General features: G+C 67.3%; 15 protein-coding genes. 10 read left to right on the top strand and 5 right to left on the bottom strand.

Annotation, left to right across the window (positions count from 1 at the left end; all coding sequences use genetic code 11):
• Positions 1–102: 102 nt before the first annotated feature.
• Together CKW34_RS21720 and CKW34_RS21715 are read left to right on the top strand one after the other, a co-directional pair.
• Complete coding sequence (locus CKW34_RS21720) at positions 103–732, top strand: hypothetical protein (protein WP_059384704.1); 630 nt, start codon at positions 103–105, stop codon at positions 730–732.
• Positions 733–943: 211 nt separating this feature from the next.
• On the top strand, positions 944–1,885 hold the full coding sequence (locus tag CKW34_RS21715; RefSeq protein WP_059384705.1) for a L,D-transpeptidase: 942 nt from the start codon (positions 944–946) through the stop codon (positions 1,883–1,885).
• A 137-nt stretch (positions 1,886–2,022) separates the two neighbouring features.
• Here the strand turns inward: CKW34_RS21715 and CKW34_RS21710 are convergent, their stop codons facing one another.
• From CKW34_RS21710 to CKW34_RS21700, 3 genes are read right to left on the bottom strand one after another with little or no spacing between them, the layout of a single operon-like run.
• A complete protein-coding gene (locus CKW34_RS21710; RefSeq protein ID WP_059384706.1) occupies positions 2,023–2,508 on the bottom strand; it encodes an SRPBCC family protein in 486 nt (161 codons plus the stop codon).
• Positions 2,509–2,511: 3 nt separating this feature from the next.
• Positions 2,512–2,853, bottom strand: a complete 342-nt coding sequence (locus CKW34_RS21705) for an ArsR/SmtB family transcription factor (RefSeq protein ID WP_059384707.1) — start codon at positions 2,851–2,853, stop codon at positions 2,512–2,514.
• A 31-nt stretch (positions 2,854–2,884) separates the two neighbouring features.
• Positions 2,885–3,646 carry a DeoR/GlpR family DNA-binding transcription regulator gene (locus tag CKW34_RS21700; protein WP_059384708.1) on the bottom strand — a complete coding sequence of 254 codons (762 nt, stop codon included), beginning with the start codon at positions 3,644–3,646 and terminating at the stop codon, positions 2,885–2,887.
• Positions 3,647–3,852: 206 nt separating this feature from the next.
• Between CKW34_RS21700 and fgd the strand changes: the two genes are divergently transcribed.
• The 3 genes from fgd to CKW34_RS21685 are packed head-to-tail and all read left to right on the top strand — an operon-like array spanning position 3,853 to position 6,833.
• Entirely contained in the window at positions 3,853–4,857 is a 1,005-nt protein-coding gene (gene fgd / locus CKW34_RS21695) for a glucose-6-phosphate dehydrogenase (coenzyme-F420) (RefSeq protein WP_059384709.1), read from the top strand.
• Positions 4,858–4,877: 20 nt separating this feature from the next.
• Positions 4,878–6,530: a glucose-6-phosphate isomerase gene (gene pgi, locus CKW34_RS21690; protein ID WP_064059827.1), complete on the top strand. Its 1,653-nt coding sequence runs from the start codon at positions 4,878–4,880 to the stop codon at positions 6,528–6,530.
• A 3-nt stretch (positions 6,531–6,533) separates the two neighbouring features.
• A complete protein-coding gene (locus tag CKW34_RS21685; protein WP_059384003.1) occupies positions 6,534–6,833 on the top strand; it encodes a WhiB family transcriptional regulator in 300 nt (99 codons plus the stop codon).
• 13 nt (positions 6,834–6,846) lie between these two features.
• Here CKW34_RS21685 and CKW34_RS21680 read toward each other — a convergent pair whose 3' ends face one another.
• A complete protein-coding gene (locus tag CKW34_RS21680) occupies positions 6,847–8,250 on the bottom strand; it encodes an aminotransferase-like domain-containing protein (protein ID WP_059384004.1) in 1,404 nt (467 codons plus the stop codon).
• A 37-nt stretch (positions 8,251–8,287) separates the two neighbouring features.
• On the opposite strand from CKW34_RS21680, the gene CKW34_RS21675 reads away from it, so the two are divergent.
• Positions 8,288–9,169 carry a DMT family transporter gene (locus CKW34_RS21675; RefSeq protein ID WP_059384005.1) on the top strand — a complete coding sequence of 294 codons (882 nt, stop codon included), beginning with the start codon at positions 8,288–8,290 and terminating at the stop codon, positions 9,167–9,169.
• Positions 9,170–9,172: 3 nt separating this feature from the next.
• Here the strand turns inward: CKW34_RS21675 and CKW34_RS21670 are convergent, their stop codons facing one another.
• On the bottom strand, positions 9,173–10,006 hold the full coding sequence (locus CKW34_RS21670; RefSeq protein WP_059384006.1) for an SDR family oxidoreductase: 834 nt from the start codon (positions 10,004–10,006) through the stop codon (positions 9,173–9,175).
• Between the two features lie 86 nt (positions 10,007–10,092).
• Here CKW34_RS21670 and CKW34_RS21665 point away from each other — a divergent pair, with 86 nt between their 5' ends.
• Genes CKW34_RS21665 through CKW34_RS21650 form a run of 4 tightly spaced genes read left to right on the top strand, consistent with a single transcriptional unit; the run spans position 10,093 to position 14,132 of the window.
• Positions 10,093–11,670 (top strand): methylmalonyl-CoA mutase family protein, encoded by a 1,578-nt coding sequence (locus CKW34_RS21665; protein WP_059384007.1) that lies wholly within the window; start codon positions 10,093–10,095, stop codon positions 11,668–11,670.
• On the top strand, positions 11,670–12,071 hold the full coding sequence (locus tag CKW34_RS21660) for a cobalamin B12-binding domain-containing protein (RefSeq protein ID WP_059384008.1): 402 nt from the start codon (positions 11,670–11,672) through the stop codon (positions 12,069–12,071). Before CKW34_RS21665 ends, CKW34_RS21660 begins: the two co-directional genes overlap by 1 nt.
• A 46-nt stretch (positions 12,072–12,117) precedes the next feature.
• Complete coding sequence (locus CKW34_RS21655; protein WP_059384009.1) at positions 12,118–13,074, top strand: LLM class F420-dependent oxidoreductase; 957 nt, start codon at positions 12,118–12,120, stop codon at positions 13,072–13,074.
• Positions 13,071–14,132 (top strand): CaiB/BaiF CoA transferase family protein, encoded by a 1,062-nt coding sequence (locus CKW34_RS21650; protein WP_059384010.1) that lies wholly within the window; start codon positions 13,071–13,073, stop codon positions 14,130–14,132. Before CKW34_RS21655 ends, CKW34_RS21650 begins: the two co-directional genes overlap by 4 nt.
• The last annotated feature ends 36 nt before the right edge of the window (positions 14,133–14,168 follow it).

Genomic DNA, 14,168 nt, shown 5'->3' with positions numbered 1-14,168 from the left:
CTACGGCCGAGTAGGGGAGCAGTGTGAACACGGGTGGTTTCGGGTGGGGGGTCGCGCCGAAACGACCGGCGACGCCGTGTTGGCGCCGCCCTGAGGAGAGGGGTGCCGATCGTGTTTGCACGCTCCACCACAATTCATGCGCATCCGTCGTATATCGACGCCGGGATCAAGCACGTACGCGACATCGTGATGCCTGCCCTGGCGGACATCGACGGTTGCCTGGGGCTGTCCCTGCTGATCGACCGCGGCTCGGGCCGATGCATCGCCACCAGCTCCTGGCGGGACGGGGACGTGCTGCGCTCCAGCGAAGGCATGGCACGCATGCTCCGGGACGAGGCGGCCCGGATGTTCCACGCCACCACGGACGTGGCCAATTGGGAGATCGCGGTCATGCACCGCGATCACCATGCGAGCCGAGGGTCCTGCTGCCGTGTCACGTGGGTAGAGCTCGATCCTGCCCAGCTGGAGCGTGGCGCGGACATGTGGAAGATGGCGGCGCTGCCCAGGATGGAGGAACTCGAGGGTTTCTGCAGCGCCAGCCTGATGATCGACCGCACCCGCGGTCGCGGAGTGTCCTCGCTGACGTTCGACAGCGCCGAGGCGATGGACCGCAACAAGGAACGCGTTGATGGTATCCGTGCCGAGGTGACCCGGGCGGCGGGTGCCACGGTTCTCGACACCGGTGAGTTCGAACTCGCGATCGCACACCTCGACGTGCCCGAAATGGTGTGACCGCCGGTCTGCGGCGCGGGCGATATCCGTTCACCCGCGCCGTGGCCGTCTGCATTCGTAATAGACCATTCGGTTCGCTGACCTGGGAAAACGCCGGGACGGCCCGCATTCGAATTGCCCGTCCGTAACCGTCCTGTATCTAATGAACGGGTACGAGCACGCCGCGCAGGGGAAATAAGGCGCGGCGCACCGCTGAACGATGGGTTGTGGAATGTTCGAAAAGCGAGCTTTGTCGAACCGTCGCCGCACGGGCCGCCGATCTGCGCGGATCGGTGCTGCACTCGTGGGCGCAGCCGCCGTGGCACTGGCCACCGCAGGTCCTGCGAGCGCGGCACCGCTGTGGCCCGGTGGGCCCGAGGTGCCGAGTGTCCAGGAGCTGATCGAAGGACTCACGCCGCCCGGGGTGACGCCGCCGCAGCTTCCGCCTCAGCTCGCTCCCGAGCCGGCCGCGCCGTTCTCCGCTCCGTCCGTCAACCCGTCGAACGGGGAGACAGTGGGTGTCGCGCAGCCGATCATCATCCGCTTCAACGAGGCCGTCGGAGATCGTGCAGCCGCCGAACGCGCCATCCGCATCACCACGCAGCCGCCCGTCGACGGGCACTTCTACTGGGCGTCGAACACGCAGGTCCGCTGGAAGCCGTTCGAGTTCTGGCCCGCGAACACCGCGGTGACCGTGAAGGCCGGCGACACGCAGTCGTCGTTCACCATCGGCGACGCCCTGGTGACGGTGGCCGACAACAACACCAAGACCATCACCGTGACCCGCAACGGCGAGGTCGTCCGCACCATGCCGACGTCCTTCGGTAAGCCCGGCCACGACACTCCCAACGGCACGTACATCGTCGGTGAGAAGTACCGCGACATGTACATGGACTCGTCGACCTACGGAGTTCCCGTCGACAGCCCCGAGGGGTACCGCACCTACGTCGAGTACGCGACGCGGATGTCCAACAGCGGCATCTTCCTCCACGCCGCCCCGTGGTCGGTCGGCGCGCAGGGCAACACCAACGTCAGCCACGGTTGCCTCAATGTGAGCACCGAGGACGGCAAGTGGTTCTACGAGAACGCCAAGAAGGGCGACCCGGTGATCGTGCAGAACACCGCCGGCGGAACCCTCAACGGCTGGGACGGTCTCGGCGACTGGAATCTCTGATTCCGTTGGGCGACTGAATCTCTGATCTCCGTCGCACGACCCGATCTCCGTCATACTGCCAGCAAGCTTTCCGACGCCCCCTGCTCTCCGGTTCGTCTCGTCCGGAAAGGGCAGGGGGCGTCGGCCTTTCGGTGCTGTCAGGCAGCCACCAGGTCGTCGATCTGGTTGATCGCGGACGAGGCACCCTCGACCGCACCCATGTCCAGTACCTGCTGGAGTGCTTCGGCGCTCTGGTAGGTGCTGACATAGGTTGCTCGCGTGCCGCCTTCGAACTCCTCGAAGTTGTAGACGTTGCGTGAGACGGGCAGCTCCGGCTTCGGGGTGAAGTCCGGCTCTGCGAAACCGTCCGCGAACGAGAAACTCGTCGGTTCGTCGACGGCCGTGATGTCCCAGTAGCCGGCGTACTTCTCGCCGTCGGGGCCGGTCATGAAGTAGGTGGTGCGGGTGCCGGGCTTCAGATCGTGGTCGACCACCGTCGCGGGGAAGGTCGGGGGTCCCCAGATCTTCTCCAGCTGACGGGGATCGGCGTAGACCTGCCAGATGCGAGCCACCGGGGCGGCGAACTCGGCGGTGATGGTCAGAGTCAATGTGTCGGAGTCGTGCCGGACGTCGGTTACAGGCATTTCTCAGCCTTCCTCGGGGGATTCGAATGCGATGAGTTCGTCGATGCGCGCGATGCGACCGCGCCAGACCTGCTCCAGCTCGGTGAGCATGGACGCCACCGACCGCACTGCCGTCACGTCACCACTGGCCAACTGCTCGCGACCGCTGCGTCGCTTCACGAGCAGACCGGCCTTCTCCAGCACGGCGACGTGTTTCTGCACTGCAGCGAAGGACATGTCGTAGTTCGCTGCGAGAGCGGACACCGAGTGGTCCTCGGCCAGGACGCGTCGCATGATGTCGCGACGGGTCCGGTCGGAGAGCGCGTGGAACAGGGCATCGGCCCGGTCCTCGTCGTCTCCGCTCACATCTCCAAATGTACAACCGAATGGTTGTATGTCAAGACTTCGGAGCGATGACGAGTCGGTCGCCGTAGGCTGCGCGATGCTCCTCGTCGAGACCGTCGTCGGTGACGATGGAGGTGATCTCGTCGAGAGTCGCCACGCGGGCGAGTGCGCGCTCTCCGAACTTCGAATGATCCGTCACGACGATCGCCTTCTCGGCCGACCGGATCATCGCTCGCTTGATCGGGATCTCCAGCGTGTTGGTGTTGGTGATGCCGGCGGTGGGGTGCACGGCGTCGGCGCCGAGGAACGCCCAGTCGGCGGAGTAGTCCGAGAGGAACTGCACGGCGTGGTCGCCGACCAGGGTGTACACCGAACCGAGGAGCTCGCCTCCGGACACGAGGAGCCGGACGTCGGGAAATGCCGCAACATACTTCGCGATACGCAGGTCGTTCGTGAGGATCGTCAGCGACGCCTTGTGGCGCAGTGCCACGGCCACCTCGTAGGTCGTGGAACCGCTGTCGAGCACCACGCTGTCGCCGTCGGACACCATGGCGGCCGCTACCGCCGCGATCGCCGCCTTCTCCTCGCGGCGCACGTCCTTCTTGAGGGCGTACGGCACCTCGTGACCCGCGCCCTCGACCGCTCGGGCGCCCCCGTGTGTGCGCTCGACTTTCCCTTCGCGGGCGAGCGAATCGAGATCGCGACGGATCGTGGACGCATCGACGCCGAGATCGGCCGAGAGGGTCTTCGCATCGACATATCCGTCGGCGAGGATTCGGTGGAAGATCTCACGTCGCCGTGCGGTCGCTGACACGATTGCTCCTAGGGCTCTGGGCACTCGATTTTCTGGGTACTCGGACGCCGTGGTCGGGGTCGGTGCACGACCATAACGCACGAAGCGACACACCTCTGCGTGGATATTGACACTGTCTGCGCTCAGTGTGCATGATTTCGTGCAGGATTTGCGCGATTGTGCGTGATCGTTTCGCTGGCACCACGTTGTTCGGAGGTTGCACGGTAATGCTGAAGTTGGGATACAAGGCGTCGGCGGAGCAGTTCGGCCCGCGCGAGCTGGTCGAGCTGGGTGTGCTGGCCGAGGCGCACGGGATGGATTCGGCGACGGTGTCGGATCATTTCCAGCCGTGGCGGCACAACGGCGGGCACGCCCCGTTCTCGCTGGCGTGGATGACCGCCGTGGGCGAGCGCACCGAACGCCTGCAGCTCGGGACCTCGGTGTTGACGCCGACGTTCCGGTACAACCCGGCGGTGATCGCGCAGGCGTTCGCGACGATGGGGTGTCTGTATCCGGGGCGGATCTTCCTCGGTGTCGGCACGGGCGAGGCGCTGAACGAGATCGCCACCGGATATGCCGGGGAGTGGCCGGAGTTCAAGGAACGCTTCGCCCGGCTGCGCGAGTCGGTGCGGTTGATGCGCGAGCTGTGGCGCGGGGATCGGGTGGATTTCGAGGGCGAGTACTACACGACCAAGGGGGCGTCGATCTACGACGTGCCCGAAGGTGGGATTCCGGTCTATGTCGCCGCCGGTGGTCCGGTGGTGGCCCGCTATGCCGGACGCGGTGGGGACGGGTTCATCTGCACCTCGGGCAAGGGCATGGAGCTCTACACCGACAAGCTGCTGCCGGCGGTCGCCGAGGGTGCGGAGAAGGCCGAGCGGGATGTCGCCGGGATCGACAAGATGATCGAGATCAAGATCTCGTACGACACCGACCCGGACAAGGCCTTGGAGAACACCCGGTTCTGGGCGCCGTTGTCGTTGACGCCGGAGCAGAAGCATTCCATCGATGATCCGATGGAGATGGAAGCAGCGGCCGATGCGTTGCCGATCGAGCAGGTCGCCAAGCGGTGGATCGTGGCGTCGGATCCGGACGAGGCGGTCGAGAAGGTCAAGGCGTATGTCGATGCCGGGTTGAATCATCTGGTGTTCCACGCGCCGGGTCATGATCAGAAGCGGTTCCTGGAACTGTTCGAACGCGATCTCGCGCCGCGCCTGCGCGCACTGGCGTGACGAAAGACGTTGGCAGAAACATGGATACGGAAACACGGGATGTGACGACCACGGAGGCCTGGCGGGCCCTCGAAACCCATCGGGACGAGATCGCCGCGGTGTCCCTGCGGGAGCTGTTCGCGATCGAACCGCAGCGGGCGCAAGCGTTGACCGCGCACGCCGGGGATCTGGTGGTCGACTTCAGCAAACAACGCCTCACCGGTCGCACTCTCGAACTGCTCCTGCAGCTGGCGGAGCAGATGGGTGTGGCCACCGCTCGCGAGGCGATGTTCTCGGGTGCGCACATCAACGTCACCGAGGACCGCGCGGTGCTGCACACCGCCCTGCGCCTACCCCGCGACGCGGAGTCGGTGGTCGACGGGGTCGATGTCGTCGCCGACGTCCACACCGTGCTCGACCGGATGGGCGAGTTCACCGACCGCCTCCGCACCGGCGCCTGGCGCGGCGCCACCGGACAGAAGATCGCCACGGTCGTCAACATCGGCATCGGCGGCTCCGATCTCGGCCCGGCGATGGTCACCCGCGCACTGCGGCGCTTCCACGACGGGCCGGCGACGCGATTCGTCTCCAACGTCGACCCCGCCGATCTGACCGCCGCGCTGGCCGACCTGGACCCGGCCACCACACTGTTCATCGTCGCCTCGAAAACCTTCTCCACCCTCGAAACCCTGTCCAATGCCACCGCCGCCCGCCGCTGGCTCGTCGACGCCCTCGGCGAAGACGCCGTCGCCCAGCATTTCGTCGCCGTCTCGACGCATACGGAGCGGGTGGTCGAGTTCGGCGTCGACCCGGCGAACATGTTCGAGTTCTGGGACTGGGTCGGTGGGCGTTATTCGGTCGGTTCGGCGATCGGGCTGGCGGTGATGTGCGCCATCGGCAAGGCCCGGTTCGCCGAGTTCCTCGCCGGCATGCACGCGATCGACGAACACTTCGCCACCGCGGCCCCGGCACAGAATGCGCCGTTGCTGGCGGGGTTGATCGGGGTGTGGAACGCGAGCATCCTCGGCCACCGGTCGCGGGCGGTGGTGCCCTATGCGCAGGATCTGGCGCGGTTGCCGGCCTATCTGCAGCAGCTGACCATGGAATCGAACGGCAAATCCGTGCGCGCCGACGGCACCCCGGTCTCGTGCCCGACCGGGGAGGTGTTCTGGGGCGAACCCGGTACCAACGGTCAGCACGCCTTCTTCCAGCTGCTGCACCAGGGCACCGAGATCGTCCCCGTCGACTTCCTCGGCCTCGCGCGTTCCGGCGACGACCTACCCGCCCGCGACGGGCAGACGAGCATGCAGGCGCTGGTGCTGGCGAACATGTTCGCCCAGGCCAAAGTCCTCGCCTTCGGCCGCGATGCCGACGAGGTGCGTGCCGAAGGGGTCGACGAGGCGTTGGTGGCGCACAAGGTGATGCCCGGCAATCGGCCGTCGACGACGATCCTCGCCCCGGAACTGACCCCCTCGGTGGTGGGGCAGATCATCGCCTTCTACGAGCACCAGACCTTCGTCCAAGGCGTCGTGTGGGGGATCGACTCGTTCGATCAGTGGGGTGTCGAACTCGGCAAGACCCAGGCCACCGCCCTGCAGACGGTGCTCGCCGGTGATGAGAGCCCCGATACCGGCGACGCGTCGACCGATCACCTGATCGAGATCTATCGCACCCTGCGCGACGGAGGGAGGTAGGACATGCCCGCGCTGAAGTTGCTCTATCTGCCGCCTCCCGTTGCCGAGGAATGGGATTGGCAGATGGACGCGGCTTGTCGTGACGCGGACGGCTCGTTGTTCTTCCACCCGGACAACGAGCGGGGCGACGCGAGGGAGAACCGCATGGCCTCGGCCAAGAAGGTCTGCGCTCGTTGTCCGGTGCGGGAGAAGTGCCTGCAGTACGCCCTCGATTCGGGTGAACGCTACGGGATCTGGGGCGGGCTCACGGAGGACGAACGCACTCGGGTGAGGAGGACCCGCCGGCGCCGCACGAGCCGGTGATGACCGCCCGTCCTCACCCGCCGGAGACGACTCGCCCGATGACCCGGGCGGCCTCCCGGAAGGCCGCCGGATTCGGTCCTGCGAAGTTGAGCCGGAGGTACTGACCGGTGGGCTCCGCCGGGAACCATTCGCCGCCCGCCGCGACGAGCACCCCGGCTGCCTCGCACTCGCGCGCGACGACCTCGGCGTCGACGTCGTCCGGGAGCCTGCCCCACAGGTTGAGCCCACCGGGCGGCAGTCCGTCGACATCCACATCCGGTGCAAGCTCGCGAAGTTCGCTCGCCAGGAGGTTGCGGCGCGATTCGAGCTCGCGACGAACAGCCCGCAGATGGGTCTGCCATGCCGGCTGGGTGACGACGTCGAGCGCGACCGTCTGGAGAACGCCGCTCACATAGACGGATTCGGCCTGCACGTCGGCGAGGATGCGTTCGCGAGCGGGTCCTCGCGCGACGATCGCCGCGACCCGCACCGACGGCGCGACACTCTTGGTCAGTGAGCGGACGTAGACGACGTGGCCGGAGTCGTCGCGTGCGAAGAGCGGAACGGACTCGGTCGAGATCCCGAAGTCGTGGGCCCAGTCGTCCTCGATGACGAATGCTCCCGCATTGCGCACGACGTCGAGGACCCGATCACCGGTCGACGACGACCATTGCGCCCCGGTGGGATTCGCGAAGTTCGGTTGCGCGTAGAAGGCACGCGCCCGGGTCCGGTCGAAGGCGCGGGCCAGTTCGTCGGGATCGGGTCCGTTGGGTCCGCTGGAAACCGGGACGAGCTGCACACCCGCCTTCGTGGCCGCGAGGATCGCACCCCAATAGGTCGGTGACTCCACGACGAGGGGATTGCCGGCGCCGACGAGCGCGCGGAAGATCGACCCGAGTCCGCTCTGGCTGCCGGGGGTGATGATCACGTCGCCCGCGGACGGCGGGGCGGTGCGTGCATCCGTCGCTTCCGTCAGTTCCGCGGCGAACCACGCCTGCAGTTCGGGAAGTCCCGCCGCCGGTGTCCGTCCGACGGCGGCATCGCTGCGGGATGCGCGTGAATACGCTCCGCGGACAAGGCGTTCGGGGAGCAGTGTGCGGTCGGGATAGCCGGAGTGGAGCGTGATCACGTCGTTGGGCACGGTGCGCAGGGCGGCGGAGGCGCGGGGGAGCGGCGGTGCCGTTCCGAGCGCTTCCGTCTGCCAGCTGTGGTCGATCGTGTTCGACGTGCGGATCTGCCGGACGAAGGTGCCGACTCCTGTGCGGCTCTCCACGAGCCCCCGGGTCTGGAGTGTCTTCAGTGCCTTCTGCACCGTGACGGGGCTGACGCCGTACTGCGCGACGAGCGATCTCGTCGACGGCAACCGGGCGCCGGGTGCGGCAGTGGCGATCCACCGGGTCAGTTCCGCAACGAGTTGGGAACTGCTACTGTTCGACATGAGAGCAAAGAGTAGCGCTATCGTATCCGACCGGCCAGTGCTATCGCCCGATCCTCGCGGGCTCGCCTGGGGTCTGCTCGGCGTCGCAGGTTTCTCCCTGACCGTGCCGCTCACTCGCATCGCCGTCGAAAGTGGAGCGATGTCACCGCTGTTCGTCGCCGCCGGCCGCGCGGTCGTCGCGGCGGTTCTCGCCGCTCCGGCACTCGCGCTCACGGGACAACGACTCCCGAACACGCATCAGTGGCGCAGGATCGCCGTCGTCACGGGTGGGGTGGTGATCGGATTTCCCATGCTCACCTCGTACGCCCTGACCACGGCACCGGCGAACCACAGCGCGATCGTCATCGCGATCCTTCCGGCCGCGACCGCGGTGGTCGCGGTGTTGCGGGCCCACGAACGGCCGCCGATCCCGTTCTGGGTCGCGGCGGGTGCAGGGACGGTCGCCGTCATGGCCTTCGCGGGGCTGCGCGGCGGAGGTGTCGCGGGATTCGGGCGAGCCGATCTGCTGTTGCTCGGCGCGGTGGTCGCCGCAGCCGTCGGTTACGCGGAAGGCGGACTGCTGGCGCGGGAGATCGGTGCGTGGCAGACGATCTCGTGGGCGCTGGTGCTGGGGTCGCCGCTGATGGTGACCCTCACCCTGGTCTCGCTCGCCGACGGAGTGCCGCAGGGCGGGGTGACGCACTGGGCGTCGTTCGCCTATCTCGGCATCGTCAGCATGTTCCTCGGGTTCTTCGCGTGGTATCGAGGCCTGGCGATCGGGCCGATGGCGCGGGTCGGGCAGGTGCAACTGACCCAGCCGATCATGACGGTCGGCTGGGCCGCCTGGCTGCTGGGAGAACCGTTGACCTGGGCGGTGGTGGCGGGCGGTGCCGTCGTCGTGCTGTGTGCCGGCACCGCCGTCCGCGTCCGTCGGAACTGAACGTCAGTCCTTGTCGAGGAAGAAGTCCCAGCGCGGGTTGTCGCCGCCGCCGTACCGCGACAGGTCCGTTACCCCGGCCTCGGCCAGGACGTCGGCGTCGACGAAGCACTGCCCAGTGGTCTCCTTCGCCGGTCGCGAGAGGATCTCGACCGCGGCGTCGGCCATGATCTCCGGGCTGCGGGAGGCGGCGAGCAGCGCTTCACCGTCGGGGGTGTTGGCCACGGCGGAGGTCGCGATGTAGGTCTCGGGCCACAGGCAGTTCGCCGCGACGCCCGCGTCGGCGTATTCGGCCGCGAATCCCAGAGTGAGCAGCGACATTCCGTACTTCGACAGCGTGTACGAGGGGTGCACGCCGAGCCAGTGCGGGTTCATGTTGACCGGCGGGGCGATGGTGAGGATGTGCGGGTTGGGCGACTCCCGCAGGTGCGGCAGCGCCGCCTTGGAGAGCAGGAACGTTCCGCGGCAGTTGATCTCCTGCATCAGGTCGTACTTCTTCACCGAGAGGGATTCGGTGGGTTCGGTGGCGATGGCGCTGGCGTTGTTGACGCAGATGTCCACGCCGCCGAACCGTTCGAGCGCTGTGTCGACGGCCCGCTGGACATCGTCCTCCTTCCGGACGTCGCCCACCACCGCGACAGCTTTGCCGCCGGCGGCCTCGATGTCGGCGACGGCGGTGTGCACCGTCCCCTTCAGTTTGGGGTGGGGTTCGGCGGTCTTCGCCAGGAGCACCACGTTCGCGCCCCGACGGGCGGCGGCGACCGCGATGGCCAGTCCGATACCGCGGCTCGCGCCGGAGATGACCATGGTGCGGTCGCTGAGGGCATTCTGACTCGACATCGTTCTCCCTGGTCGCCTTCGATTGTCCAGCTCTGTTCTCCGCAATGATATTGGCATTCTCTTTTTCTGCAAGTAATGTATCCGGCGTGAACGACTTCGCAGAAACCTCGTCGGGTATCCCGCTCGAGCCTGTCTACGGGCCGGGCGACCGCGCTGCCGAACCGCCGGCGCCGGGAAGCTTTCCCTTCACGCGCGGGAACTTCCCCAACGGCTATCGGGGCCGGTTGTGGACGTTTCGTCAGTACTCCGGGTTCGGTACTGCGGAGGAGTCCAACCGCCGCTACCGCTACCTGCTCGAGCAGGGCGGAACCGGACTGTCGGTCGCGCTGGATCTACCGACCCAGTGCGGCTACGACTCCGACGACCCCGAGGTCGGTGAGGAGGTGGGCCGCGTCGGCGTCGCCGTCGACACGCTCGCCGATGCGGAGGTGCTGTTCGACGGCATCCCGCTCGACAAGATCAGCACGAGTTTCACCATCAACGGCACCGCCGCGATCCTGCTCGCCTTCTACGTCGCCGCCGCGGAGAAGAAGGGGGTGCCGCGCGAGAAGCTCACCGGCACCATCCAGAACGACATCCTCAAGGAGTACGCCTCCCGCGGCACGTGGATCTGGCCGCCCGAGCCGTCGCTCCGTCTCATCGCCGACACCATCGAGTTCTGCGCCGCGGAAGTGCCGCGCTTCAACGCGATCTCGGTGGCCGGCGCCCACTTCCGTGATGCCGGCGCGAACGCGGTGCAGGAGATGGCGTTCACCCTCGCCGACGGTGTCACCTACTGCGACACGGTGGTCGAGCGCGGGCGGATGACCATCGACCAGTTCGCCCCGCAGATCTCGTTCTTCTTCTACACCCACGGCGACTTCTTCGAGGAGATCGCCAAATACCGTGCCGGACGACGCCGTTGGGCGACGATCGTGCGCGAGCGTTACGGCGCCACCACCGACAAGGCGTCGATGTTCCGCTTCGGATGCGTCGCCGGTGGCGCTTCGCTGTATGCGCCGCAGGCGCAGAACAATCTCGTGCGCGTCGCCTACGAGTCCATGGCGTCGGTGCTCGGCGGCGTGCAGTCGATGTTCACCGCCGCCTGGGACGAACCGTTCGCCCTGCCCAGTGAGGAATCGGCGACCCTCGCGTTGCGCACGCAGCAGATCCTCGCCTACGAGACCGGCGTGACCCGCGTCGCCGACCCGCTCGGTGGGTCGTACTTCGTCGAGGCGCTCACCGACGCGACCGAGGAGCGCATCGTCGAGATCATGGCCGATCTCGAGAAGCACGGCGGCATGGTCCGTGCGATCGAGGACGGCTACCTGCAGGGCCTCATCGCCGACGAGGCCTACAAGATCCACCAGGAGATCGAGAACGGCGACCGGCCGGTGGTCGGTGTGAACAAGTTCGTCTCCGACGAACCGCAACCCGAGATCTCCACCTACGAACTCGACGCCGAAGGCCGCGAGATGCAGCTGAAGCGACTCGCGAAGGTCAAGGCCGAACGCGACCCCGACGCGGTGCGCACGACACTCGCGGCCCTGTCCCGCGCAGCGGAAGGAACCGACAACCTCATGCATGCCCTGATCGATTGCGCCAACGCGTATTGTACGGTGGGAGAGATGGTCTCCGCACTGAAGAACGTGTGGGGCGAGTTCCAGCAGCCGGTGGTGTTCTGATGAGCGCCCGCATTCTCGTCGCCAAGCCCGGACTCGACGGACACGACCGCGGAGCGAAGATCGTCGCGCGTGCCCTGCGCGACGCCGGTTTCGAGGTCGTCTACACCGGCATCCGCCAGAAGGTCGAGGACATCGTCTCGATCGCCGTGCAGGAGGACGTCGCGGTGGTCGGACTGAGCATCCTGTCGGGTGCCCACGTCGCCCTCACCACGAAGGTCGTCGAAGGTCTGCGCGCGGCGGACGCCGGCGACATCGACGTCATCGTCGGTGGAACGATCCCGCAGGGCGACGTGCCGAAACTGCTCGATGCCGGCGCCGCGGCGGTGTTCCCCACGAGCACACCGCTGGACGTGCTCGTCACCGAGATCCGCAAGCTCACCGGGACGTCCGAGGCGTCCTGAGCCCGGTACACACCCACATCATCGAGTTCGGGAACCTGGAGGAATCGTGCGTATCGGAGTGATGGTCGGCCCGGAACAGGGCGACACCAACCGCAAGGTCGACCGCATGCTGAAGGACGTCGAGTGGGCCGAGTCGGCCGACCTCGACACCGTGTGGGTGCCGCAGATCCCCACCGACTTCGACGCATTGACGGCCGTCGCCCTGATGGGCACGCGGACGTCGCGTATCGAGATCGGTACGGCCGTCGTGCCTCTACAGGCACAGCACCCGGTCCACCTGGTGCGGCAGTCGCTGTCGACGCACGCCGCGCTCGGTGGCCGCCTCGCCCTCGGTGTCGGCCCGTCGCACCACTGGATCGTGCAGGACATGCTCGGCCTGCCCTACGACAAGCCAGCGAAGTACACGCGCGACTATCTCGAGGTGCTGAACGCCGCGCGCGACCTGCCGGGTTCGATCGACGTCGAGAACGACACCTTCAAGGTCCACAATCCCCTCGACATCGCGCCGGTCGCACCGATGCCGATGCTCGTCGCGGCGCTCGGCCCGGTGATGCTGAAGATCGCCGGCGAACTCGCCGACGGCACCGTGCTGTGGATGGCCGACGAACGCGCCATCGCCGAACACATCGCGCCGCGCATCACCAAGGCCGCGGAGGAAGCGGGTAAGCCGAAACCGCGGATCGTCGCCGGCGTACCGGTCTGCCTGTGCGCACCGTCGGAGGTCGACGTCGCCCGCGAGCGCGCCAATCGCATTCTCGCCGAAGCGGAGATCTCGCCCAACTACCAGCGGCTCCTCGAACACGGACAGGCGAAGGACATCGGCGACATGGCCATCGTCGGCGACGAGGACGCGATCCTCGCCGGTTTCCGCCGCTACGAGGAGGCCGGCGTCACCGACCTGTCGATGCGGCTGCTGCCCATCGGCAACACCCGCGACGAGCTGGTCGCGTCGAAGTACCGCACCCGCGAGGTCGTCGCCGAACTCGTGAAGGAACTGCGGTGACGGCAGGTCCGCTCGCGGGGATCAGGATCCTCGAGGTCGGTCACATCCTCGCGGGCCCGTACGCGACGATGCTGCTGGCCGATCTCGGGGCCGAGGTGACGAAGATCGAGCCGCCCACCGGGGATCTCTCCCGCCAGGTGAGCGACGCCTACTTCGCGAGCCTCAACCGGGGCAAGCGCAGCATCTGCCTCGACCTGACGACCGACGACGGCATGCGCCGCCTCGGCGAGCTCGCTGCCGAATCCCATGCGCTACTGGTCAATCTCAAGCCGTCGGCCATCCGGAAGTTCGGCCTGACCTACGACGCGCTGCGCAGATGGAACGAGACGATCGTCTGCGTCGCGATCACGGGATACGGGCTCGACGGCGGCGACGACCCGGCCTTCGACTACGTGGTGCAGGCCCAGACCGGTGTCGCGGCGTTGACCGGCGACCCCGACGGCCCGCCCATGCTGCCCGGTTACTCGGCGGCCGACAACTCGACGGGTATGACCGCCGCGCTCGGTCTGCTCGCGCAGATCGTGTCCGGTCGCGGGGGCCAGGTCGACGTGTCGTTGCGCGACGTCATGCTGTCGCAGCTGAACTACCGTGCCTCGGCGTATCTGAACGAGGGCACCGAGCCGCGACGCATGCCGAACGGGGCACACTCGTACTACGTTCCCGCGCAATTGTTCCCGACCGCCGAGGGCACGCTCGCGCTGTTCGTCACGCACGACGGTTTCTGGCGGATCTTCGCTGCCGAGGCCGAGATCGACGGGTTTCCGACCATGGCCGAACGCGCACAGCGGCGCGACGAGGTGCTCGCGGTGGTCACCGAGGCGCTCTCGCGCGACACCGCTGCCGGCTGGGAGGCCCGTCTCCGTCCGCTCGGGGTGCCGGCGGCCGCGGTCCGATCACTGCCCGACGCGCTCGACGCGACTCCCGAGATGGTCGTCACCGCCGGTGACTTCCGTCTGGTAGGCAGCCCGATCCGGGTGATCGGGTACGAACCGCAGTACGGACCGCCTCCGAAGCTGGGTGAGCACACCGACGCGCCGGTGACCGTGGGACCTGCCTGATCCGACAGGTTCCGTGATTCTGCGTTCGGTGATACT

It is taken from the genome of Rhodococcus rhodochrous (genome assembly GCF_900187265.1).
In the GTDB taxonomy this organism is placed as follows: domain Bacteria; phylum Actinomycetota; class Actinomycetes; order Mycobacteriales; family Mycobacteriaceae; genus Rhodococcus; species Rhodococcus rhodochrous.
The sequence above is the reverse complement of the archived record's forward strand: the minus strand, read 5'-3'. Positions and strand labels throughout refer to the sequence as shown.